The sequence below is a fragment of the Plantactinospora sp. CA-294935 genome (genome assembly GCF_050936445.1).
Classification (GTDB): domain Bacteria; phylum Actinomycetota; class Actinomycetes; order Mycobacteriales; family Micromonosporaceae; genus Plantactinospora.
On sequence record NZ_JBNJMU010000001.1, the window covers coordinates 6766595 to 6789019 of the forward strand.

21 protein-coding genes are annotated in these 22425 nt (G+C 71.3%); 15 read left to right on the forward strand and 6 right to left on the reverse strand.

The features are described from left to right. Positions 1-1041: 1041 nt before the first annotated feature. Positions 1042-2214 carry a low temperature requirement protein A gene (locus ACQEVC_RS29665; RefSeq protein ID WP_432883965.1) on the reverse strand — a complete coding sequence of 391 codons (1173 nt, stop codon included), beginning with the start codon at positions 2212-2214 and terminating at the stop codon, positions 1042-1044. A 158-nt stretch (positions 2215-2372) separates the two neighbouring features. Between ACQEVC_RS29665 and ACQEVC_RS29670 the strand changes: the two genes are divergently transcribed. From ACQEVC_RS29670 to ACQEVC_RS29695, 6 genes are all read left to right on the forward strand, one after another. Further along, entirely contained in the window at positions 2373-2753 is a 381-nt protein-coding gene (locus ACQEVC_RS29670) for a DUF5372 family protein (protein ID WP_432883967.1), read from the forward strand. 8 nt (positions 2754-2761) lie between these two features. Beyond that, entirely contained in the window at positions 2762-3043 is a 282-nt protein-coding gene (locus tag ACQEVC_RS29675) for a hypothetical protein (RefSeq protein ID WP_432883969.1), read from the forward strand. Between the two features lie 44 nt (positions 3044-3087). Then, on the forward strand, positions 3088-3759 hold the full coding sequence (locus tag ACQEVC_RS29680) for a recombinase family protein (RefSeq protein WP_432883972.1): 672 nt from the start codon (positions 3088-3090) through the stop codon (positions 3757-3759). 45 nt (positions 3760-3804) lie between these two features. Beyond that, a complete protein-coding gene (locus tag ACQEVC_RS29685; RefSeq protein ID WP_432883975.1) occupies positions 3805-4536 on the forward strand; it encodes a class I SAM-dependent methyltransferase in 732 nt (243 codons plus the stop codon). Positions 4537-4707: 171 nt separating this feature from the next. Continuing rightward, a complete protein-coding gene (locus ACQEVC_RS29690; protein ID WP_432883977.1) occupies positions 4708-5514 on the forward strand; it encodes a MerR family transcriptional regulator in 807 nt (268 codons plus the stop codon). Between the two features lie 3 nt (positions 5515-5517). Continuing rightward, positions 5518-6435: a hypothetical protein gene (locus ACQEVC_RS29695; protein WP_432883979.1), complete on the forward strand. Its 918-nt coding sequence runs from the start codon at positions 5518-5520 to the stop codon at positions 6433-6435. Positions 6436-6665: 230 nt separating this feature from the next. On the opposite strand, the gene ACQEVC_RS29700 is transcribed toward ACQEVC_RS29695, so the two are convergent. Continuing rightward, positions 6666-7532, reverse strand: coding sequence for a hypothetical protein (locus ACQEVC_RS29700; RefSeq protein WP_432883982.1), 867 nt, complete (start codon positions 7530-7532; stop codon positions 6666-6668). Then, positions 7529-8575 carry an LLM class flavin-dependent oxidoreductase gene (locus ACQEVC_RS29705; RefSeq protein ID WP_432883985.1) on the reverse strand — a complete coding sequence of 349 codons (1047 nt, stop codon included), beginning with the start codon at positions 8573-8575 and terminating at the stop codon, positions 7529-7531. Before ACQEVC_RS29705 ends, ACQEVC_RS29700 begins: the two co-directional genes overlap by 4 nt. A 129-nt stretch (positions 8576-8704) precedes the next feature. On the opposite strand from ACQEVC_RS29705, the gene ACQEVC_RS29710 reads away from it, so the two are divergent. The 7 genes from ACQEVC_RS29710 to ACQEVC_RS29740 all read left to right on the forward strand — a co-directional run bounded on the left by ACQEVC_RS29710 (position 8705) and on the right by ACQEVC_RS29740 (position 16793). Further along, complete coding sequence (locus ACQEVC_RS29710) at positions 8705-9607, forward strand: aminoglycoside phosphotransferase family protein (RefSeq protein WP_432883988.1); 903 nt, start codon at positions 8705-8707, stop codon at positions 9605-9607. Between the two features lie 26 nt (positions 9608-9633). Further along, positions 9634-10218, forward strand: a complete 585-nt coding sequence (locus ACQEVC_RS29715; protein WP_432883991.1) for a GNAT family N-acetyltransferase — start codon at positions 9634-9636, stop codon at positions 10216-10218. A 255-nt stretch (positions 10219-10473) separates the two neighbouring features. After that, positions 10474-10935, forward strand: coding sequence for a hypothetical protein (locus tag ACQEVC_RS29720; RefSeq protein WP_432883994.1), 462 nt, complete (start codon positions 10474-10476; stop codon positions 10933-10935). After that, the gene (locus ACQEVC_RS29725) at positions 10932-12107 is read left to right on the forward strand and encodes a zinc-dependent alcohol dehydrogenase (RefSeq protein WP_432883996.1); all 1176 of its coding nucleotides are present in this window, start codon (positions 10932-10934) and stop codon (positions 12105-12107) included. Before ACQEVC_RS29720 ends, ACQEVC_RS29725 begins: the two co-directional genes overlap by 4 nt. A 97-nt stretch (positions 12108-12204) precedes the next feature. Then, positions 12205-14211, forward strand: a complete 2007-nt coding sequence (gene ctaD / locus ACQEVC_RS29730; RefSeq protein ID WP_432883999.1) for an aa3-type cytochrome oxidase subunit I — start codon at positions 12205-12207, stop codon at positions 14209-14211. A gap of 153 nt (positions 14212-14364) precedes the next feature. Further along, a complete protein-coding gene (locus tag ACQEVC_RS29735) occupies positions 14365-15999 on the forward strand; it encodes a GMC oxidoreductase (protein WP_432884002.1) in 1635 nt (544 codons plus the stop codon). Between the two features lie 74 nt (positions 16000-16073). Next, a complete protein-coding gene (locus ACQEVC_RS29740) occupies positions 16074-16793 on the forward strand; it encodes a VOC family protein (RefSeq protein WP_432884004.1) in 720 nt (239 codons plus the stop codon). Positions 16794-16807: 14 nt separating this feature from the next. Here ACQEVC_RS29740 and ACQEVC_RS29745 read toward each other — a convergent pair whose 3' ends face one another. Both ACQEVC_RS29745 and ACQEVC_RS29750 read right to left on the reverse strand, forming a co-directional pair. Continuing rightward, positions 16808-17506 (reverse strand): glyoxalase superfamily protein, encoded by a 699-nt coding sequence (locus ACQEVC_RS29745; RefSeq protein WP_432884007.1) that lies wholly within the window; start codon positions 17504-17506, stop codon positions 16808-16810. Between the two features lie 331 nt (positions 17507-17837). Beyond that, positions 17838-19292 (reverse strand): M20/M25/M40 family metallo-hydrolase, encoded by a 1455-nt coding sequence (locus ACQEVC_RS29750; protein ID WP_432884009.1) that lies wholly within the window; start codon positions 19290-19292, stop codon positions 17838-17840. 161 nt (positions 19293-19453) lie between these two features. Here ACQEVC_RS29750 and ACQEVC_RS29755 point away from each other — a divergent pair, with 161 nt between their 5' ends. Beyond that, a complete protein-coding gene (locus tag ACQEVC_RS29755) occupies positions 19454-20752 on the forward strand; it encodes an NAD(P)/FAD-dependent oxidoreductase (protein WP_432884011.1) in 1299 nt (432 codons plus the stop codon). Between the two features lie 28 nt (positions 20753-20780). Here ACQEVC_RS29755 and ACQEVC_RS29760 read toward each other — a convergent pair whose 3' ends face one another. Beyond that, on the reverse strand, positions 20781-21803 hold the full coding sequence (locus ACQEVC_RS29760) for a DUF2267 domain-containing protein (protein ID WP_432884013.1): 1023 nt from the start codon (positions 21801-21803) through the stop codon (positions 20781-20783). A gap of 300 nt (positions 21804-22103) precedes the next feature. Between ACQEVC_RS29760 and ACQEVC_RS29765 the strand changes: the two genes are divergently transcribed. Beyond that, the gene (locus ACQEVC_RS29765) at positions 22104-22415 is read left to right on the forward strand and encodes a hypothetical protein (protein WP_432884015.1); all 312 of its coding nucleotides are present in this window, start codon (positions 22104-22106) and stop codon (positions 22413-22415) included. The last annotated feature ends 10 nt before the right edge of the window (positions 22416-22425 follow it).

The following is a 22425-nucleotide window of genomic DNA, read 5'->3' on the forward strand; positions in this document are numbered from 1 at the left end:
TCACGTTCTGTTGTGGCACGCTTACCGGCGACAGTGGACGGGCTGCATTCCGGAACCAGGAGGCGGACCTCGAATCAGCGTGGAATCAGCGGAACGACCTTGGAAGGGCGTGGAAAGGGTCGGGCATTTCGCCTTCGGAGTTCCTGCTCCGCGAACTGCGACGGCGCCGCACGTTCGCCAACGTGGCCCAGGACGCATTAGCCTCCACAGCGTGACCACGAACCCCGCACGCTCGTAGACACGTGGCTCCACTCGAGGCTCAAGAGCAGCTACCGGGCTCCCGGATTCGGCGAGCCGTTGCGCAACCTCAATCTCGGTGTGCGCGACCTGATCCGCCGCAGGTGACCCCCGGGCCACGACGTCACATGGCAGCAGACGCAGAGTCAGCTTGTTCGAGTCCTGAAGAACGACAGCGTCGTCAACCGTCAGGTCAACTGATGCCGCGATCGACATGGCCGCGGCCACCGCACGCGGAAACTCCGACGCCTGCATCGTCGCCGGCTCTCTCCCTCGCGCGCTGCCGTACTTTCCCAGGGGGACCCTATACGGGTTGTCGGTAGAGGGCCGCGATGGCGTGACGGGCGGGGCGCAACTGAGCAGCCAACGACCCGCATCGGCGGTCAAGCGACGTGCCCGAATACGTTTCGGGCTGGCGATCTCCTGACGTCGGGTCGGGTCCGAGGTGGTGTTGGGTTGGGGTATCTGCCGGGCGGACTGTCGAGCTGCCCCGCGTGTGCGCCCACTGTCCCGGGGTGTGGGTCACTCGTCGCCGGAATCGCCAGCTTCCGGGCCCCCGACTTCCGGCCGGCCCGTCGACCCAGAACCGCATCGCCATGCGCCGTCTCGGCAACCCAGCTCTGGCGTGCCCCGTCTGTGCACCCAGCTCGACAGTCCGCGCACCAACTACTCGCCGGTCGGCCGTTCGGTCGCTCGTCCTGGTCAGCCGGGCCGTCCGCCCAGCGGTACCGGTGCTACGTCACACAGCCTGGAACGGTGATTCGCACTCAAAGCGTCGCCGACGGGTGCCCGGCCAGGACGGGGTCACTCGCCCGTGACCGGGCCCCGGTCCATCTCTTCGAGTCGGATGCCGCCGGAGCGGGTCGCGTTCCGGTGCCGGAACATCTCCTCCATGACGGCGAGCCCGGCCACGAGCAGGAGCAGGAGCCCGAGTGCGGCCAGCGCCGGCAGCAATGCCACCAGCGGCAACAGGCTGAAGCAGGCGGCGGCCACGCCGAGCCGCCGCCAGGCGACCTTCCGGTGGATGCGCCAGTGGGTGTAGGTGAAGGTGCCCAGGAAGAGGGCGCAGCCGCCGACGAGCCTGGTCATCTCGGCGCCGGTCAGCAACTCGACCGGCGCCATCACCACGTCTGCCAGACCGTCGGCGATCACGATGATCGCAAGGCTGAACAGCAGGTGGCCGTAGACCAGGATCGCCCGCCGCAACGCCGCCTGCTCCCGGTCCTCCGCCCGCTCCAGCGCCCACCGGAATGTGTGCACGCCGTAGCCGAAGTACGTCCACCAGAGCGCGGCGACCAGGGCGTACCCGGTGGCCATCGTCAGCACCCGGACGGCCGTCAGCGGTTCTTCGACGGACGCCGCGCCGATCTGGATCACGGACTCGCCGAGCACCAGAATGATCAACAGTCCGTAGCGGTGCGCGTAGTGCCGTGGCTGCACGCGGATCGTCCGGACGGTCCTGTCGGCAAGCCAGGGGCTCAACACGTCGAGGACGGCGGCGACCGCCCAGAGCGCGATCCGGACCGTGCCCTGCGACAGGGCGCCGGCCAGCAGCAGCGGACCGGTCAGCACGACCACCCCGTGCGGGCTGAAGACGAAAGCCCGCCAACGGGGCAGGGTACGCAGCGTGACGAGGCCCAACAGGATCCGGGAGGCGAGGGCGGTGCTGGCGAAGAGCAGACCCCGTTCGCCGTACGCGTCGGGAATGGTCATCGCCAGCAGCACGCTGCCGAAACCGAGCGTGAGGATCACGAGCCGGCCGGACGCCATGCTGACGTTCCGCTGGTCGGTGTAGAGGCCGGCGCCGCCCCAAATCCAGTAGACCGTGACGAAGAGGATCAGGGCCTTGCCGACGCCCGCCCAACTTTGGTCGCGGTGCAACACGTGGGAGAACTGGGTCAGCGCGAACACGAAGGCCAGATCGAAGAAGAGCTCCTCCCAGGTCACCACCTTGTCGTTCGACTGCTGGGGCGGCACCGCCACACCATACCGAGGCGGTGGCCAGCGGAAAGCCACTTCGGCTGCGCGATCTTCGGCCCAGGACGAATGCCGGCCGAGCCGCTGGTCGCCGGTACCGCCCCGGCGCGGAACCCGTGCCCTATACGGCTCGTCAGTCAAGGTGGTCTTCGGACTCATTGCTGATCACTCACCCTTTCCATCCATTGAAAGGTCAGCGCCTGGTCGTGCTGTTTTCGCAGCGCAAGCGCACCGGGCTGTACTTCGTGTGCGAGGTCGAGGGGAGGCGACGGGTCACCGTGGCTCAGGAGTGGACCGATCGCGGCGTGCCCGCCTCGGTCGACCGTCTCGCAGTGGATGGCCTGATGGCCGCGCGGACGCTCGCCGATGCGATCGACCCGCTCGCGGCGGATCCGTCGAGTGCGGACGGCGCTGGAGATGAGACGGGTGACCGACCGGGAACGGGAGCAGATGTCGGGTTGGGACCGTCAACAGGCGGTGATGGCGGTGGCGAACATGGTCGAATCACTGCTGCGCGGCGGCGGGCAGGCCGGCGGTGAACCCGACGGTGAAGATCAGCAGCTCGCATCTGTCGAGGCTGGCGATCGTGTATGTGCGGCAGTCGACGGTGGCGCAGGTGCGGTTCAACACCGAGTCGACCCAGCGGCAGTACGGTCTGGTCGGTACCGCCGCCGAGTTCGGCTGGCTGGCCGAGCAGATCGTCGTGGTCGACGCCGACCTGGGCGTGTCGGGCCGGTTCGGCGCCGAACGCGACGGCTACCGGCAGATCGTGGCCCGGATGTGCATGGGCGAGGTCGGCGCGGTGTTCGGCCTGGAGGTCTCCCGGTAACTGACCTGTTCGCCGAGTTCGGCCGCACCGGGTCGGCGTTGGGGGTGGTCCGCGCGTTCGCCGAGACCGGCCGGTTGTTCCCGCAGCGGGCGTGGGGCGGCGCCTGGGCCGGGCAGCTCAAGTGGGGCAAGCTGACGCACGCCCGGGTGCTGCAGGCGTTGAAGAATCCCACGTATGCCGGCGCCTACACGTTCGGCAAGACCCGCGACGTGCGCCGGGTGCAGCCCGACGGCAGCGTGCGCTCCGCGCGGCGTAAACGGGCCCGCGAGGACTGGACGGTGGTGATCGAGGACCACCACGAGGGATACCTGACCTGGTCGGACTACCTGACCGTCGAGGCGAAACTGGCGGCGAACAACACCCAGAAGAATGCCCGGCCGGTGCGGGAAGGCATGGCCTTGTGTCAAGGCATCATCTTCTGCGGCGTGTGCGGGGGCCGGGTCGGCACCCGCTACGACCGCCGTGACCGCAAGGTCACCTACAGCTGCCAGGTCAAGGACTCCGCCCGCACGCCGCAGTGCCGCAACTTCTCCGCAACGGCGGTGGACGAAGCGGTCGCCGCGTTGTTCCTGGACACCATCACACCCGAGCAGATCGGGATGGCCCTCGGCGCGGCCGAGGAGAAAGTCGCCGGTTCCTTCCGGCTCAACCCGGTCCTGCCGACAAAGCAGGCCAGGGACAAGACTGGCTCCCCAGGCCACGGCCTGTCGCGGTGACGCGACCGGGGGCATCGAAGCGACCATGATTGCAGGGGGTAGATCGTGACCGAGTGGACCAACGAGGCGGCGATCCAGCGGTGGGGGTCCATGCCGCGTGCGGTGCTGGAGCAGATGGCGCACGACGGCGATTTCGCCAAGCGCCACCTGATCAATCCGGTTCTGCTGCGCATGCTCGGTGATCTGACCGGCCAGCGGGTGCTCGACGCCGGCTGCGGCAACGGCTACCTGAGCCGGATGCTGGCCGATCGCGGCGCGCTCGTCGTCGGGGTTGAGCCCGGCCAGTCGCTGTTCGACTTCGCCGTGGAGCAGGAAACCGTTGCGCCGCAAGGCATCCGTTACGTTCAGGCCGACCTGTGCGCACTGCCGGAGCTCGGCGCACCGTTCGACGCGGTGATCGCCAGCATGGTCCTGCCCGCCGTCCCGGACTGGACCGGCGCCATGCGCGCCTGTGTGCATGCGCTCAAACCTGGCGGGCTGTTCGTGTTCACCGTCAACCACCCCTGTTTCGAACAGCTGTGGACGACCTGGCGCGAGCACGGACAGTACCGGACCAGCCGCTACCTGGACGAGTACGAGATCCCGGGCCCGAGCGGCGTCGACTTCCACCGCACCGTCTCGACCTACCTCAACCAGCTCATCAGCCTCGGCTGCCACGTGACCGAAGTCGCCGAACCGGGGCTCGACCCCGAGAGCGCTGCCGACGGCCCCGAGGACATCGAGGCGTATGCCCACCTGCCGAACTTCCTCATCGTCGCGGCGCGGCGAGCGGCCTGACACCGACGACGCACAGATCGCCTCGATGAGCCGCAGAGAACTGTGGTACGGCACGACTAGTCTCCACGTCCATGCATGCCGGGCAGGGCCCGGCATCGGCACCGCCGCGATGAGGATGGCGGAGGCGAATGAGCTTGACCTCGCCCCAAGGGAATAGCCCAGGCTGGGCGGGTGAACGACGCGGACCTCATGCTGCCCGGCGAGTTCGGCGCAGCGACCCGGCTGTCGTCGAAGGCGCTGCGCCTCTACGCCGAGCAGGGCCTGCTGGTACCCGTCGGTGTCGACCCGGCCACCGGCTACCGCCGCTATCACCGTGATCAGATCCCGCGCGGTCGGCTGATCGCCCGGCTGCGCATCTTGGATCTGCCGCTGGCGCGCATCGCCACTCTGATCGAGCTCAGCCCGCACGGCCGCCAGGCCGAACTGCGCGCCTGGCTGGCCGCCCAGGAGGCCCACCTTCGACACCGGCGCGAGCTGATCGAGGCGCTCGATGGTGCAGCTGCACCGATCACCGCCGCTCCACGGCTGCGAGTGAGGCCACCACGCAAGCTGTTGTGCCAGGAACGGCGCGTGCACATCGGCGGGCTGGACACCTTCGTCACCGACGCGCAGCAACGCATCCGTGCCCGGCTGCAGACGACCGGCCTGCCGCACGACGGACCAACCTTGGTGCAGTTCCACGGGTTCGTCACCCACGACAGTGACGGACCTGTCGAAGTAGCGGTGCCGTTCACCGGCTCCGTCGAACCCGTCGATGACTTGCGAGTCCGGCTGTCGCCGGCCGGCACCGATGTCTACCTGCCGGTCGCCGAAGCCGACGCCGGGTTCCCCGACATCCTGCGCGCCTACGAGACGGTGGAGGCGTGGATCGACGCGAACCGTCTGGTCAGCCTCGCCAGCCCGGTCGAGATCCGGCCCGGCACCGACGGCGCGCTCCTCGACGTCACCTACCCCATCTCGACCAGCGAAAGAGGCTGAAGTATGCATCCCTACATCGGTTCCGGGCCCTACTGCTACGCCAACTCGCTGGCAATGGCCCTCGGCCCCACGGCCCCCTCCCCATCGATCATCGAAGTGTTGACCGGCTCGCCGTTCGGCGTACATCTGCTCGGCGGGCGGCTGCCGCTGTTCGACCCTTACGGCTGGGACGACCGCGGCATCGACGATGCGATCGCGCTGCTCGGCTGGACCTGCCGCCGACAAAGCGCCGACGACGGCGAACAAGCCCTGGCGATGCTCCAGGAAGCGGTCAAGACCGGCCCCGTCCTGGCCGGACCGCTGGAAATGGGCCTGCTGCGTCACGTGCCCGGAATGACCGGCCCCATCGGGTCGGACCACTTCGTAGCTGTCCTGGAAGCCGACGACACGCTGGTCCGGTTCCACGATCCGTACGGCTGCCCCTACGCGACCCTGCCGACCCAGGACTTTCTGGCCGCATGGCGCGCCGACACGATCACCTTCTACCACGCCGAGCCGTACACGATGCGCGGCGACTTCCAGCAGGTCCGCGAGATCACCACCGAGGCCGCGCTGCGCGCGGCCCTGCCCGGCGCGGTCGCCTGGCTGCGCGGACGCGACGACCTCGCCGTGCCACCCGGCACCATCGGCGGCGCCGCCGCGGTGAACCACCTCGCTGACCTGGTAACCGACGGACTGGACCCCGAGACACACGATCACCTGACGCATTTCGCGATCCGGGTCGGTGCTCGGCGGCTCACCGACGCCGCCACCGCGCTCACCAGCCTCGGCCGCAAGGAAGCCGCCGCCGTCGCTACCCAGCAAGCCCGACTGGTCGGCAGCCTCCAACACGACATCGTCAACGGACACACGGAATCCGCCGCCCAGACGTTGCAGCAACTCGCTCCGACCTACGACCAACTGGCCGTCGCGCTCAGCTGACACCGCCGCACCCGCAGCGCCCGGCCGACGGTAATCTCCAACCACGACAGTCCGGCCACGCCGGCCACACCGGCACGCCACCCACCAGACAACCGAAACCGTTTCGAATCCGAACAACAACCGCAGAGAAGGCAGTATGAAAGCGCCCGTCGGGACCAGCATGGACATGGTGGCCCGGGTGCTACCCGGGTCGATCCCGACCGGCGCGGGCGACCCGGCGAGCGGCCCGGCTACGACCGGCTGGCGGTGAACAGCAGCGGGGTGTCGACCCCCTGTCCGGCGGCCAGGTCGGCGAGGAAACCGCCCAGCCAGCCGACCGCGTCGAGCGACCACTCCGTGAGCGTCCCCTGGAAGGTCACCCGGTGCCGGGGCGGGCCGTTCCAGAAACCGTCGTCGAACGGCGGCGACATGGGTGGCGGATCCTGATCGGCCAGTGAGTACGAGTCGCACTCGAAGACGTGCTGGTCCAGCCGGCCCATCCGCTCCCGGATCGGCGGTGCCGCCGAGGCGACGGACGGCGCCCGGCCGCTGTCCAGGATGACCCGGACCGGCGTACGTGACCCCGGGTCACCGGCGCCGAACCAGCCGGCGGTACGCAGCGACGGCATCCCGGCGTACTCCGGAGGCGACGACGCGGGGTCGAGGCCCTGCACCGGCAGCAACACCTGCACCGCCCGCAGGTCCAGCGTGCCGATCCGGGCCGTCACGTCACCGGCGCAGCGCAGGAACGGCTGCACCGGCAGCGGGCGGTCGGCGGGCAGCGGCTCCACCCCCACCTGGAACCAGGCGACCAGGGAGGCGTCGGGGACGGCGAGTGGATGGTCCTGCCCGGCGTCGTTCATGCCCCACAGGCCCGGTGCCCCGGTCTTCCGCTCCTCGATGCCCGCGTCGGTGATCCGGACGACCCCGCCGACGTCGTCCAGCCACCCCATCGCGAGCGACCGTTCGTAGAACAGCGCGTACGCGTCCGCGGCACTGTGCGGGTCCCGCCACGGGTGCGGCGTCAGGCTGCCGTAGAGCGCGGCGAACATGGTGCCGACGGGCGAGCGGGCACCGGGTGCCAGGCCGGGGCGGGCTTGCGCGCTGTCGCCGGTCACGTCCGCTCCGCAGCCTGGTCGGGCGGGGCCGTCGGGCGCCAGCCGAGGGCCGGGCCGAGTCGGGTCGCCATATCGGTGAGGATCTGCACGTAGTCGTCGTGCCCGAAGGTGAACGGCAGGGCGAAGGCGACCTCGTCGACCTCCTGGAAGGCGGGGTGCGCGTGCAGCCGCGCGGCGATCTCGGCCGAGCTGCCGACGAGGTCGGGCGCGAACATCATCCGGGCCGGCCCCTGCGGCGTGGCGGTGCGGGGCATGCGCTTCTCGGCGTACCCCCGGTATTTCGCGCGTTGCTCCGGCGACGCGCTGTCGGTCGGGATCACGACCAGCCCCTGGGAGACCCGGGCCCGGTCACCGTCGGGGTGGTGGGCCCGGAAGGTACGGATGTGCGAGAGCTGGATCTCGGCGAAGTCCTCGGACTCCTCCGCCTTGACCACGCTGCTGGTCAGGAAGTTCATCCCGTGCTCGCCGGCCCACCGTGCGGAGCGCAGGCTCCCGCCGCCGTACCAGATGCGCCGGCCCAGCCCCTCGGCGTGTGGCTGGACCCGGTCGGAGTAGACCTCGAAGCCCTCGACCCCGCTGAAGTCGGTGACCGGTTCGCCCCGGACGGCGTCGAGCAGCCGGCGTACCCGCTGGTAGCTGAAGTCCTCGACGTCGGCGGTCTCCGGATAGAGCGCCTGCCTGACCCGGTCGTAGTGCATCGGCGGGCCGACGCTGACGCCCGGGTTGAGCCGGCCACCCGAGAGGATGTCGACCGTTGCCAGATCTTCGGCCAGGCGCAGCGGGTTCTCCCAGCCGAGCGGGATGACGGCGGTGCCCAGCTCGATCCGGCTGGTCCGCTGCGAGGCCGCCGCCAGGACGGCGACCGGGGACGAGATGCCGTACTGGAGGTGGCGGTGCCGCACCCAGGCGCTGTCGAAGCCCAGCCGCTCGCCGAGCGTGATGATCTCCAGGGTCGTCTCGTGGCCCCGGCGTGGGTCGGCGGCGTCGAACAGCCCGATGGTGAGGAACCCCAGCTTGCGCAGGGGCTTCGAGGTCGGCGGCAAGGGTCCTCCTGTCCTGCGCGGGCGATCCGGGGCGTCGGCGTACCGGCCGGAACGACCTAACCCGGTTGCCCCGGCCCTCGCCCATCGGCGATGCTGCCGCAAGTCTGCCCCTTGATCAGGAGAGCTGTCTTGCCCGTTCCGAAGATGCACGAGGATGAGATCGACATCTCGGCGGAGCTGGTCGCCCGGCTGGTCGCCGGGCAGTTCCCCGAGTGGGCGGACCAACCGGTGCGTCCGGTGGCCGCCTCCGGCACCGTGAACGCGCTGTTTCGGCTGGGCCCGGAACTGGTGGTGCGGCTGTGCCGGGTGCCGTGGGCGGCGGGGGAGGAGGCGGCGGAGCACCACTGGTTACGACGGCTGGCGCCGTACCTGCCGGTCGCCGTACCGGCTCCGGTGGCGGTGGGGAAACCCGCCGAGGGGTACCCGTGGAACTGGTCGGTGCTGCGCTGGCTTCCCGGCGCCAACCCGGTCCCCGGCCAGCTCGCCGCGGCGGACGACCTCGCCGCCGACCTGGCCGGATTCGTCCGCGCCCTCCGGTCCGTCGGGCTACCGGACGGTCCGCCGGCCTACCGGGGCGGGCCGTTGGCGGACCTGGACGTGCACACCCGGAACGCGATCGCCGAGTTGCGCGGGACCGTCGACACCGACGCGGCCACCGCCGCCTGGGACGACGCCCTGCACGCCCCGCCCTGGGCGGGCCCGCCCACCTGGGTGCACGCCGACCTGATGCCCGGCAACCTGCTCACCGTGGACGGGCGGCTCAGCGCGGTCATCGACTTCGCCACCGTGGGTGTCGGCGACCCGGCCTGCGACCTGATCGTCGCCTGGAACCTGCTGCCGGCCGGCGCCCGGGGCACGTTCCGGGCAGCGGTCGACGACGCCGACGCCGCCACCTGGCGGCGGGCCCGGGGCCGGGCACTGTCGATCGCGCTCATCGCGCTGCCCTATTACCAGGACCGGGCACCCGGGTACGCGGCCGAGGCCCGGCACACGATCGACGAGGTCATCGCCGATTTCGACGCCTTGGGATAGCTGCCCGGGCGCGGCATAGTGAACCGATGGCCATCCATCTCACGACCCCGCGTCTGGTGCTCCGGGAGTTCACCGGGGCGGATGTCGACAATCTCGTCGCGCTCGACGCCGACCCCGAGGTCATGTACTTCATCAACGGTGGTCGGCCGACGCCCCGGGAGTACGTCGAGCAGGTGGTCCTGCCGCGATGGCTGCGTTACTACCGTGAGTCGCCGGGGCTCGGGTTCTGGGCCGTCGAGGAGCGGGCGTCCGGGGAGTTCCTCGGGTGGTTCCACCTCCGGCCGGGTGAGGGACATCCGGCGGACGAGCCGGAGTTGGGCTATCGGCTCCGCCGTTCCGCTTGGGGCAGGGGGTACGCCACGGAGGGCAGCCGGGCGCTGATCGACAAGGCCTTCGCCGAGCAGGGCGTACGGCGGGTGCTGGCCGAGACCATGGTCGTGAACACCGCGTCGCGGCGGGTGATGGAGAAGTCCGGCCTGCGGCTGGTCCGGGTGTTCCACGCGGACTGGCCGGACCGGATCCCCGGTGACGAGCACGGCGACGTCGAGTACGCGCTGGACCGGGCGGACTGGCAGCGGCAGCGGGCGGCGGGCCCGGACGGTACTCGTTAGCGCCGGCCTCCGTTCGACACGCCGTACGGTCCCCACCTGCCGGCAGGGCCGACGCCGTTGCGGTCCGGCGGGTACCCGGACCCGTTGTCCGGGGCGTGGTCGAGTCGGGCGAAGTATCAGGATTCCCCCTGGCATCATGCGTCCGTTGTGAGAGGGTTTGCGCGGTGGGGCTCGCTGGTTGGTCGCGATCGCCCCACGTCAGCATTCGACGTCGACGGGGGCCGACAGATGAGGTGGCTGGTCGGAGGGGCGGCAATGGTCGCCGGAGGATTGGTCGTCCGGCGGCTGCTCGGCGGATCAGCGCGCGGCGACGGACAGTGGCCGCAGCGCCTCGCCGGCCGCCGCAAACCGCGCTGGCACGTCGCCACCGTGAACCGCCCGGCAGACAAGATCGCCGTGGACGGCCAACTTCCGGAGCCGTTGACCGGCCTCGGCGACGCGGTCGAGATCCAGGTCCGGCCGGCGGCCGGCAACCGGGGCACCGAGATCGCGGTACGGCTCAGGGACGGCGCCCGGCTTCCCGCCGCCCCGGCGGTCCGGCGAGCGATGGGCCGGGATCCCGAGCAGGCGATCCGGGCCGCGCTGCGGGAGGCGAAGCAGCTCATCGAGACCAGCGAGGTGCTGCACCCCGACTATCCGCCGACCACCGAGTCGACCCCGTTGAACAGGCCACTCCAGCTAACTACCCGGCACGGGCGCAGGGAGGGCCGGCTGTGAAGGCGCTGGTGTGGGAAGGGGCCAACGAACTCGCCGTACGCCAGGTGCCGGATCCACAGCTCCGCAACGACCAGGACGCCATCGTACGGGTGCGCCAGACCGTGACCTGCGGGTCGGACCTGCACCTGCTCGGCGGGTACGTGCCGTTCATGGAGCGCGGCGACGTGATCGGGCACGAGTTCCTCGGCGAGGTCGTCGAGGTCGGTTCGCAGGTGCGCAAGCACCGGGTCGGGGACCGGGTGGTGGTCTGCTCGTTCGTTTCCTGCGGCAAGTGCTGGTACTGCCAGCAGAAGCAGTACTCGCTCTGCGACAACGGGAACACCAACCCGGTGATCACCGAGAACGTCTGGGGGTTCGCGCCCGGCGGCTGCTACGGGTACTCGCACGCGCTCGGCGGCTTCGCCGGCAGCCACGCGGAGTACATCCGGGTGCCCTACGCCGACCAGGGCGCCTTCGCCGTACCGGAGGGGGTGAGCGACGAGCGGGCCGTCTTCGCCTCCGACTCCGCGCCGACCGGCTGGATGGGCGCCGACCTCGGTGGCGTGCGGCCGGGCGACGTGGTGGCGATCTGGGGCGCCGGGGCGGTCGGGCAGATGGCGGCCCGCGCCTCCGCCCTGCTCGGTGCCGACCGGGTGATCATGATCGACCGGCTCGACGACCGGCTGGAGATGGCGCAGCGGCACCTCGGGGTGGAGACGCTGAACTACGAGCGGGAGGAGATCGGCGGCGAGCTGCTGGAACGCAGCGGCGGCCGGGGTCCGGACGTCTGCATCGAGGCGGTCGGGATGGAGTCGCACAGCGGCGGTCCGCAGCTCTGGTACGACCAGGTGAAGCAACAGTTGCGGATCGAGACCGACCGTCCGGTGGCGGCCCGGGAGGCGATCTACAACTGCCGCAAGGGCGGCAGCGTGTTCGTGCTCGGTGTCTTCGCCGGCATGGTGGACAAGTTCCCGCTCGGCGCGCTGATGAACAAGGGGCTGACCCTGCGCGGCGCCCAGCAGCACGGGCAGCGGTACATCCCCATGCTGCTGGAGCGGATGGCCCGGGGCGAGCTGGTCACCGAGCACCTCGCGACGCACACCATGCCGTTGGACGAGGCACCGCGCGGCTACGACATGTTCAAGCAGAAGCTCGACGGTTGTGTGCGGGCCGTCTTCGTGCCCGCCGGCTGAACTGCCGGGGCGGCCCGCCGGCAACTCCCTCCGCCGGGCCCCGGCGCCGGTGCCACCCCTCGCCCTGCCAGTCCGTTCGTCGATGGGATGAGCCGCGATGCGGAAACGGGTAACCACCGAACCCGGACACGACCCTGGGCGGCTGATCCTGGCCCCCGCCCGCTCGGGCGGATATCCCGGGCCGGTCCGGGAAGCGGTCAAGGGCAGCCAACTCCTCCGCCTGCTGGCCACCACCGACGCCAAACAGATCGGGCTGCTCTATCTGACGACGTCGTTCGGCTTCTTCCTGGCGGCGGGGCTGGAGGCGCTGCTGATGCGGGCCGAGCTGGCGCGTCCGGGAATGCAGTTCCTCTCACCGGAGCAGTACAACCAGCTCTTCACCTCGCACGGCACCATCATGATGCTGCTCTTCGCCACCCCGCTGGCGTTCGCGTTCGGCAACTTCCTGGTGCCGTTGCAGATCGGCGCTCCGGACGTGTCGTTTCCCCGGCTCAACGCGCTGGCGTACTGGCTCTACCTGTTCGGCGGCCTGATGGTGCTCGGCGCGTTCCTCGTACCCAACGGGGGGCCCGACTTCGGCTGGACGGCGTACCCGACGCTGAGCCGCTACGAGCACAGCCCCGGGATCGGCGGCAACCTCTGGGTGGTCGGTCTGGTGATCTCCGGACTGGGCACCATCCTCGGCTCGGTCAACCTGATCACCACCACCCTGACCCTGCGGGCACCGGGCATGACGATGTTCCGGATGCCGCTGTTCACCTGGGCGATGCTGATCACGGCGCTGATGGCGGTGGTCGTCTTCCCGCTGCTGGCGGCGACGCTGCTGGCCCTGCTCGCCGACCGGGTGATCGGCGCGCACGTCTTCGCCGCCGACCACGGCGGGCCGATCCTCTACCAGCACCTGTTCTGGTATTTCGGCCATCCCGAGGTCTACATCGTGGCGCTGCCGTTCTTCGGCATCATCAGCGAGATCATCCCGGTCTTCAGCCGCAAGCCGCTGTTCGGCTACAAGACCATGGTGCTCGCCCTGGTCGTCATCTTCCTCTACTCGATGACGGTCTGGGCGCACCACATGTTCTCCACCGGCCAGGTGCTGTTGCCGTTCTTCTCCGCGTTCACGTTCATCATCGCCGTACCCACCGGGATCAAGTTCTTCAACTGGATCGGCACGATGTGGAAGGGGCAGTTGACCTTCGAGACGCCGATGCTCTTCTCGGTCGGCTTCCTGGTCACCTTCCTTTTCGGCGGGTTGACCGGCGTGCTGCTCGCCAGCCCGCCGGCCGACTTCCACACCACCGACACCTACTTCGTCGTCGGCCACTTCCACTACGTGCTCTTCGGCACCATCGTCTTCGCCGCCTTCGCCGGGGTCTACTTCTGGTTCCCCAAGATGACCGGCCGGCTGCTCGACGAACGCCTGGGCCGGGTCCACTTCTGGACGATGTTCCTCGGCTTCCACGGCACCTTCCTGGTGCACCACTGGCTCGGCAACGAGGGCATGCCCCGCCGGTACGCCGACTACCTGTCGACCGACGGCTTCACGATCCTGCACACCGTCTCCACCATCAGCAGCTTCGTGCTCGGTGCCTCCACCCTCTTCTTCATCTACAACGTCTGGAAGTCGTGGCGGTTCGGCCGGATGGTCGACGTCGACGACCCCTGGGGCTTCGGCAACTCCCTGGAATGGGCCACCAGCTGCCCGCCGCCGCTGCGCAACTTCGACCGGATGCCCCAGATCCGGTCCGAGCGGCCCGCCTTCGACGCGAAGTACGGCCCGCTCGTCGCCGACCTCGGCCGGGACCTGCCGCAACGGGCCGCCGAACCACCGCAACGGATCCGCGACGAACTGCACCGTGGCCGTAGGACGCCGGAGCCGCCGATGGCGGAGGGCGCCGAGCGGGCCCGGGAGACGGTCGCGCACTATCCACCGGAGCAGTCCGGCGCCCGGCCGGTGCAGGTACCCGAGCCGGACGAGGTCCGCCGGCCGAGCTTCGAGCGGACCGACGAGGCGACCGACAACCCGTTCGACGCCGAACGCACCGGACCGAGTTCGAAACGGTGGCGGGACCCCCCGAGCGGCAGAGAGGAAGAGGAAGCGGACTAGACCGGCGGACCAGCAGCTCAGGCGCGCGGCGGAGCAGAGACGGTGACCCGCGGTGGGGGTGCCGGCGTGCGGAAAGTCCATCGAGGGGTGACACTCTGCCCATGACGGTGATCCCGCCCGCGACACGCGTCCGGCACTGACGGGGGAGCGGTCGTGGCCACCGACCTCACCCGCCGGGAGTTCCTCGGCCTCACCGCAGGGGCCGCCGCCGCTGCCACCGGACTGGCCGCCGTCCGTACCGTCGAGGAGCGGCACCGGGTGATCGTGGTCGGCAGCGGGTACGGCGGGGCGATCGCCGCGTACCGGCTGGCCGAGGCCGGCGTACGCAGCGTGGTGCTGGAACGCGGCCGGCGCTGGCCGGTGACCCCGGCCGGGGACACTTTCCCGCCGTTCCTGCGCCCGGATCGCCGGTCGTCGTGGTTCACCCCCACCCCGGTCTATCCCGGCATGCCGCCGGCGGTCTACCGGCCGTACGCCGGACTCTTCGAGAAGATCGTCGGACAGGGTATGAACGTGGTCACCGGTGCCGCCGTGGGCGGCCTCTCGCTGGTCGACGGGGTGCTGCTGCAACCGGCCGGGCCGGTCTTCGACCGGGTGATGCCGGCCGAACTCGACTACCAGGAGATGGCCGACCGCTACTACCCCCGGGTCCGGGCCCGGATCGGGGTCGGCACCATCCCCGACGACGTCCTGGCGCACCCGCGCTACGCCGGCACCCGGCTCTTCCTCGACCAGGCACGCCAGGCCGGCCTGCCGGCGGCGCGGATCGACGAGGCGTGCAACTGGTCCGTGGTCCGGGCCGAGCTGACCGGGGACGCGGTGCCGTCGGCGTCGATCGGCGAGTACCTGACCGGGATCAACAGCGGAGCGCGTACCTCGGTGGACCGCAACTACCTGGCCCGGGCCGAGGCGAGCGGGCTGGCCGAGGTCCGGCCGCTGCACGTGGTGACCGACATCGCGACCGACGCGCAGGGCCGGTACGTCGTCCGGGCCCGGCACATCGATGCCGACGGCAACCTGCTGGAACGGGTGACGTTGACCGGTGACGCCCTGGTGCTGGCCGCCGGGTCGATGGGTACCTCCCGGATGCTGGTCCGGGCCCGGGAGACCGGGGCGCTGCCGCGCCTGACCGAGGAGGTCGGCCGGCACTGGGGCAACAACGGGTCCCGGATCCACCTGCGGGCGTTGGTGCCCGAGCCGACCGGGGCGTACCAGGGCGGCCCGACAAGTGTGGCGATCATGCGCTGGGACGACCCGGAGAACGCGGTCACCATCGAGTTCGGTCCGGCGCCGTTTCCGGTGGAGACCCACGCGATGCCGGTGCCGGGCTTCGGGATCTGCGAGCCGGTCGGCCGCTTCGAGTACCTGCCGCTGACCGACGACGTCCGGCTGGTCTGGCCGCCGGACGGGGACCGGGCGGCCCAGCAGGCGATCCGGGCCGCCCTGCGACAGTTGGTCACCGGGTCGGGCGAGTCGTCCGGCCCGCCACCGCCGCCGACCGGGATCGGCGTGCTGGACGGGTTACTGTCGCTGGCCGCCGCCGCGCCGTACGGGCTGCTGGACATGAACGGGCTGGAGGCGTACACCTTCCATCCGCTCGGCGGCGCGGTGCTCGGTCGGGCCTGCGACGGCTTCGGCCGGGTCGCCGGCCATCCCGGGCTGTACGTCGTCGACGCTTCGTTGATCCCCGGTTCCACCGCGGCCTGTAACCCGGCGCTGACCGTCGCCGCGCTGGCCGAGCGCTGCCTCGACGACATCGTGGCCCGGGACGTGGGTGTCGTCTTCTGACAGCTCGGCTCGGGCGATTCTGTCGTACCGGGGCGGCAGGATGCGGGCCGACGACCCCAGGGAGTGAGTGACTGATGATCGGAAAGCTGGAGATGGTGGTGCTCGACGCGCCCGACATCCAGGGTCTCGCCGCGTTCTACGGAGGGCTGGCCGGGTGGGTGGAGTCGGACGTGGACGACGACTGGATCACGCTGGACACGCCCGACGGCTGGCAGGTCGGCCTGCAACTGGCTCCGGACCACCAGCCGCCGCGCTGGCCCGGCCAGGACCGACCCCAGCAGGCTCATCTCGACCTGCGGGTCCCCGACCTCGACGCCGGACTCGACCGGGCCGTCGGCCTCGGCGGGACCCTGCTGAACCGGAACGAGACGTGGTACACGATGGCCGACCCCGCCGGGCACCCCTTCGACCTCTGCCTGAAGGCGGACAACCCGAACACCACCCTGATGGGCGTGATGCTGGACTGCCCCGACGCCAAGGTGCTGAGCGCCTTCTACGCCGAGCTGCTCGGCAAGCCGGTCAGCTACGAGGCCGACGGCATGGCGATGATCGGCAACGACGGCGAGCAGCCGGTGCTCTTCCAGCAGGTCGCCGACTACACCGCACCCCGCTGGCCGGACCCGGCGCATCCGCAGCAGGTGCACCTGGACGTGCTCGTCGAGGACTTCGACGTCGCGGAGCCGGCGGTGCTCGCGCTGGGCGCGACGCGGCAGCCGGGCGGTGGGCGCACGTTCCGGGTCTACACCGACCCGGCCGACAAGCCGTTCTGCCTGACCCGTCCCGGGCAGCCGTAGCCGCCCAGCGGCCGTTACGCCCAGCGGGGCAGCCCGGCCCGCATCCTCGGGTCGGCGGGTTCGCCGAACCGCAGGTGGTTGCCGAACGGGTCGGCGACGGTGAGCACCCTGCCGTCCCACTGGGCCTGCTCGACCCGCGGTGTCCAGACCGCCGGCCCCCACACCGGCACCTCGGTACGCCGCTGGTTCAACCGTTCGCGTAGCTCGTCGATGCCGTCGATCCAGAGGAACACCGTCGCACCCTGACCGGCGTCGTACGCCGTCTCGGCCAGGTGCAGGGTGGTGCCGTGCCGGGACACCTGGCCGTAGTACGCGGTACCGGGGCCGGCGTTGGGTCCGCCGAAGTCGACGGTGAAACCGAGGAAGTCCACATAGAACTGGAGAGCCGGGTCGACGGCGAAGATCCGTAGTACCGGGATCGTGCTGTTGCCGGCGCCCCACGGGAACGCGGCTTCCGGCTCGTCGCCGGCCGGTGTGGCGGCGGCCGGTTGCCGGGCGGCCAGGATGTTCCAGTTGTCGACGCCGTGCTGCCGGGCGACGATCTCCAGGCACTCGCTGTGCGTCACCGCCAGGTCGAACCGGCCGCGCAATTCGCCCCGCAGCGCCCTGGCCATCGCCTTCGGGCCGGGAGTCGCGGACGCCGGACCGGGAGTCGCGGGCGTCGTGCCGGGTTCGGCCGCCGCGTTCGTCGGGTCGGGGATCGACGTGGTCATCGAAGCTCCATACCGGCGGCCGTCGTCTCAGCGCTTGCGTTACTGACCGGGCCGCCTTCGGGAGTCTCCGGTGCGACAGTCAGGAATCGAGCGATGCATTCACCAAACCCGGGGGCGCAAGCGGCCGGCCGCATCGGAGCCGGTCACAGCATAGCGTCCCGGGTATCCCACCACCGCCCCGCGCGCCGGCCTCCCGGGCGGCGGCCATCCCGCCCGGGAAGACCGGACATCCGCACGCCCGTCCCGTCGCGCGCCCGGGCATTAACTGCTCCGGACGGGACGGGACGGGACGGGCGACGGCGGCCGGTCGCCGGGTGGGCCGATCCGGCGCTCAGCTACCGGGGCGGGGGAACGCCACCGGGCTGCGGTGCCCGGCGGTGTCGACGGCGCGTACGCCGAAGAAGACGTTGTCCTTCGACAGGTCGATGGTGGTCGTGGTGACGTCGCCGACCGGGATCACGTGGGTCCACTCCGGTGCGGTGGTCTCCCGCCAGACGACCTCGTAGCCGGCCAGGTCCGGTTCGGTGCCCCGGGTCCAGCGCAGTTCGGTGTCGTTGGTCAGGTTCGAGGTGACGATGGTGGCGCCCTTCGGCGTGCCGGGGGCCTGGGCCAGGGACCAGAGCGCCGCCGCGTTCACCTTGGCCACCCGGGTGATGTACTCGAAGTCGCAGAACTCCGGCAGGTCGCCGTACTGCTTGCCGTCGACCACCCGGACGTCCTGGTGCTGGTGCGCGAAGTCCTCGTTCGGCTCGGTGAACCGGCCGGCCGGGTACCCCTGCTCCAGGAACGAGATGTGGTCGCTGCCGCGCAGGTAGCGGTCCCGGCGGTAGATCACCCGGATCCGCATCCCGGTGCTGTCGTTGTCCGCCACATCGCTGACGTACCGGGCGAGTTGCCGGCTCGGCGAGTCGTTCTCGCCGCCGACCGAGCGCCGGGTGTTGCCCTCGGCCGGCGTCTCGGCCGTCGGCACGCCCTCGGCGAAGAGCCGGAGCGTACGCCGGTCCCGGGTGCCGTCGTCCGCCGTCGAACTGCCGACGATGTCGTCGCTGAACATGCCCTGCACGTCGGCGCCGGCCGCCTTGTACTGCCGGGCCATGTATCCCGAACCGTAGAGGCCCTGCTCCTCGCCGGCCACCGCGGCGAAGACGATGGTGGCCTCGCTGCGCCGGGTCGCCATGATCCGGGCGAGTTCCATCGCCACCGCCACCCCGGAGGCGTCGTCGTCGGCGCCCGGCGAGTCGCTGGTGGCGTCCATGACGTCGGTGCACCGGGAGTCGTAGTGCCCGGTCACCACGTAGATCCGCTCCGGCGAGGTCTCTCCGCGCAGCGTGGCGACCACGTTGGTGATCCGGGTCGGCACCGGGATCCGGGAGGCCGGCTCCTGGATGTACGACTGGAGTTCCACCGTCATCCGTCCGCCGGAGCGGGCGGCGTAACCCCGCATCTGCTCGTAGATCCAGTCCCGGGCGGCGCCGATGCCCCGGGCCGGGTCGTCCTGGCTGGAGAGGGTGTGCCGGGTACCGAACTCGGCGAGCCGGCGGACGATGGCCTCGATCCGGCGCTGGTCGATCTCGCGGAGCAGCTCCCGCAGTTCCCGGTCGGGCGACTGGGGCCGGATCGGCCGACCGGGTCCGGACGGGCCGCCGCCGGTGCTGGCGGAGGCGGCCGGGGCGACGGTGAGCGGAGCGGCGACCGTGGCGGCGGCCGCGGTGACGGTGGCGGCGGACAGGAACGTACGGCGGCTCGGCTTTGTGGGCCCGTCGCCTCGGGAGTCCTGGGATGTCATGCCAGGCATCGTCATCAATGCGAGCTGTGGCTGTCAACGGGCATGATCGTCTTTCTCGCCCGGTCCGCCGTCGTCGGCGACCCGTCCGGTCCGCCCGGACCCGTCCGCCGGGTACGCCCACCGGTGGGTTTGCCCGGCGGATGGCCGGGAAGGGGCCTCCCATGACCAAACCGCGCGTTGTGATCGTCGGGGCCGGGTTCGCCGGCTACCACGCGGCCAAGAGCCTGTCCCGGATCGCCAACGGCCGGGCCGAGATCATGCTGCTGAACCCGACCGACTTCTTCCTGTACCTCCCGCTGCTGCCCGAGGTGGCGGCCGGGATCCTGGAGCCGAGCCGGGTTTCGGTCTCCCTCGCCGGCACCCTGGACGGGGTCCGGGTGGTGATCGGCGAGGCGAAGCACATCGACCTGGCCACGAAACGGGTCGACTACACCGGCGCCGAGAACGACCCCGGGCAGCTCGACTACGACCGGCTGATCATCTCGGTCGGCAGCGTCAACAAGCTGCTGCCGATCCCCGGGGTCACCGAGCACGCGCACGGCTTCCGAGGGCTGCCCGAGGCGCTCTACCTGCACGACCACGTGGTCAGCCAGATCGAACTGGCCGAGGCGACCGACGACGAGGCGGAGCGGGACGCGCGTACCACCTTCGTGGTCGTCGGCGCCGGCTACACCGGTACCGAGGTGGCCGCGCACGGGCAACTCTTCACCGACGCGCTGGCCGCCCAGCACCCCCGGCTCGGCGTACGGCCGCGGTGGATGCTGCTCGACCTCGCCGAGCGGGTACTGCCGGAACTCGACCAGCGGATGTCGCAGACGGCCCGCCGGGTGCTCGACGCCCGGGGCGTGGACGTGCGGATGGGCACCACGGTCAAGGAGGCGACGGCCGACGGCGTGCGGCTCAGCGACGGCGAGTACGTGCCGACCCGCTCGCTGATCTGGTGCGTCGGCGTCCGCCCCGACCCGCTCGTGGCCGACCTGGGACTGCCCACCGAGAAGGGGCGGCTGGTGGTCGACGAGTTCCTCAACGTGCCCGGCTTCCCCGACGTCTACGCCTGCGGGGACGCCGCCGCCGTACCCGACCTGACCCGGCCGGGCGAGTCGACGGCGATGACCGCCCAGCACGCCCAGCGGCAGGGGAAACTGGCGGCGCACAACGTCGCCGCCTCGTACGGGCAGGGCAAGCGGCGGCCGTACCGGCACCACGACCTCGGCTTCGTGGTGGATCTCGGCGGCACCGACGCGGCCGCGAACCCGGTGCACGTGCCGCTGTCCGGGCTGCCGGCCAAGGCGGTCACCCGCGGCTACCACCTGATCGCGATGCCGGCCAACCGGGCCCGGGTCAGTGCCGACTGGCTGCTGGACGCGGCGTTCACCCGACAGGCGATCCAGCTCGGCCTGGTGCCGGCGAACGCCGTACCCCTGGAGAGCGCCTCTCCCGAGCTGCCGGCCCGCCGGTAGCGGCGGGCCGGCAGGGCGCGGTGTGCCGTCACGGGCCGAAGCGGGGTCCGCTCGCCCGTTCCGGCGGCGGTGCGGCCATCCCGGCGCCGACCTCGTCGATCGCGTCGTCGATCTGGTGCGCCAGCGCCACGTCCGGCGCGGTCACCGCGTCCAGTGAACGCGTCCGGACGGTGAGCACCGCCGTCCCCGGCGACTCGCGGCCGACCATCGGCCCCCGACCGGTCTCCGGCCGCAGCCGGGACAGCCGGCCCAGCACCCGGTCCAGGTTCTCCGGCGGCAACTCGATGGTCCGGGTCAGCCTGCGGCGGTCCCCCGACCAGTAGGGGAGGGTCGCCAACGCGTCCCGCAGTTCGTCGTCGGTCAGCGCGGCGGTGGCGCCGGCCGGGTCGACCAACCCGCCGCCGGCCGGTGGCGGGCCGAGCAGGTCCCGCAGCTCCGGCGGCAGGTTCAGCGAGTCGATCAGCCCGCCGTCCTGTGCGGCGAGCGCGCTCAGCGTCGCCTGTGCCTGGTACCGGGCCTGTTCCGGGCTGCGATGGGTCAGCCGGGCCACCTCGTCGAGGAAGCCGGCCAGGTCGCGGCGCCGGTTGCCGGCGGCCAGCGAGCCGTCGTCGTGCAACTGGTTCGGTACGGCGGCGAGCAGCCGCTGCCGGTCGGCGGCGTCCAGCGCCCGGGCCAGCGTGACGACCGTGGCCCCGGCGGCGGCCCGGGCCTGTTCGAAGTCGACGCCGGCCCGGCGTCCGATGTCGGAGACGAGTTCCCGGTACCCGATCACCGGGACGTCGGTGGTGGTCGTGCCGACCAGCTCGTCGGGGACCGGGTTGGGCCGCTCGGCCGGTGCCGGCGGCGGGGTGACCGGGCCACCGCGCTCGGCGTTCGGCTTGCGGCTCCCGGCCGGGGCGGGACCGTCCCGGCGGCCCCGGTCGAGGCTGGTGAGCTGCTTGTCCGCGCCGAAGGTCGCGCCGACCTCGCTCGGCCGCCGGCCCCGCTGACGGGCCTGCCGGGCCAGGGTACGGCGCCGCTGGTTGTCGCCCTCCATCTGCTTGCCGCTCATGCCGTCTCCTCGCTGCGCTCGTCGTCGTGAGCCCGAAGAGTTCGACCGGCCGATCGCCGATCCGGGCCCACCTCGGCTCGCTCCGCGTTTCGCCACCACCGGGGGTCGGCCATGCGCCGGCCGACCGTACGCCTGCGGCGCGATCAACCGCCTTCCCGACCCCGCACCGGCGAAACGCGCCGGGACCCGGGGCCCGGAGTGCGGGGAGTTCATCCGGCCGGGGTGAGGCCAGCTCACCCGACCGGCGCCGATGATCGGGTCGGCCCGTGAGACCCACGCGCCCGCCGGAGGAGGGTCACCATGAAGCGGATCGTCGAGATCGTCCCCGCCCGGCCCGGTTGGTACGCCCGCTGGCGGCTCGCCCCGGACACGACCCGTTGCTACCCGGTGTCGCTCTGGGCACTGCTGGAGGAGACCGACGAGGGTGGTCGGGAGGTCATCGGGGTGGACGCCGTCGGCCAGTGGCCCGGCTCCGAGGAGAACGAGACGGGCGGCGAATTCGTCCGCTACCTGTTCCAGCCGCCGGACAGCGGCGCACCCGAAGATGCCGCCCGCGCCGACGAGTTGGGCGTCGAGCCGATCCGCCAGCCGGCCCGGCTCAAGGCCGTCTGAGCGACAGGCC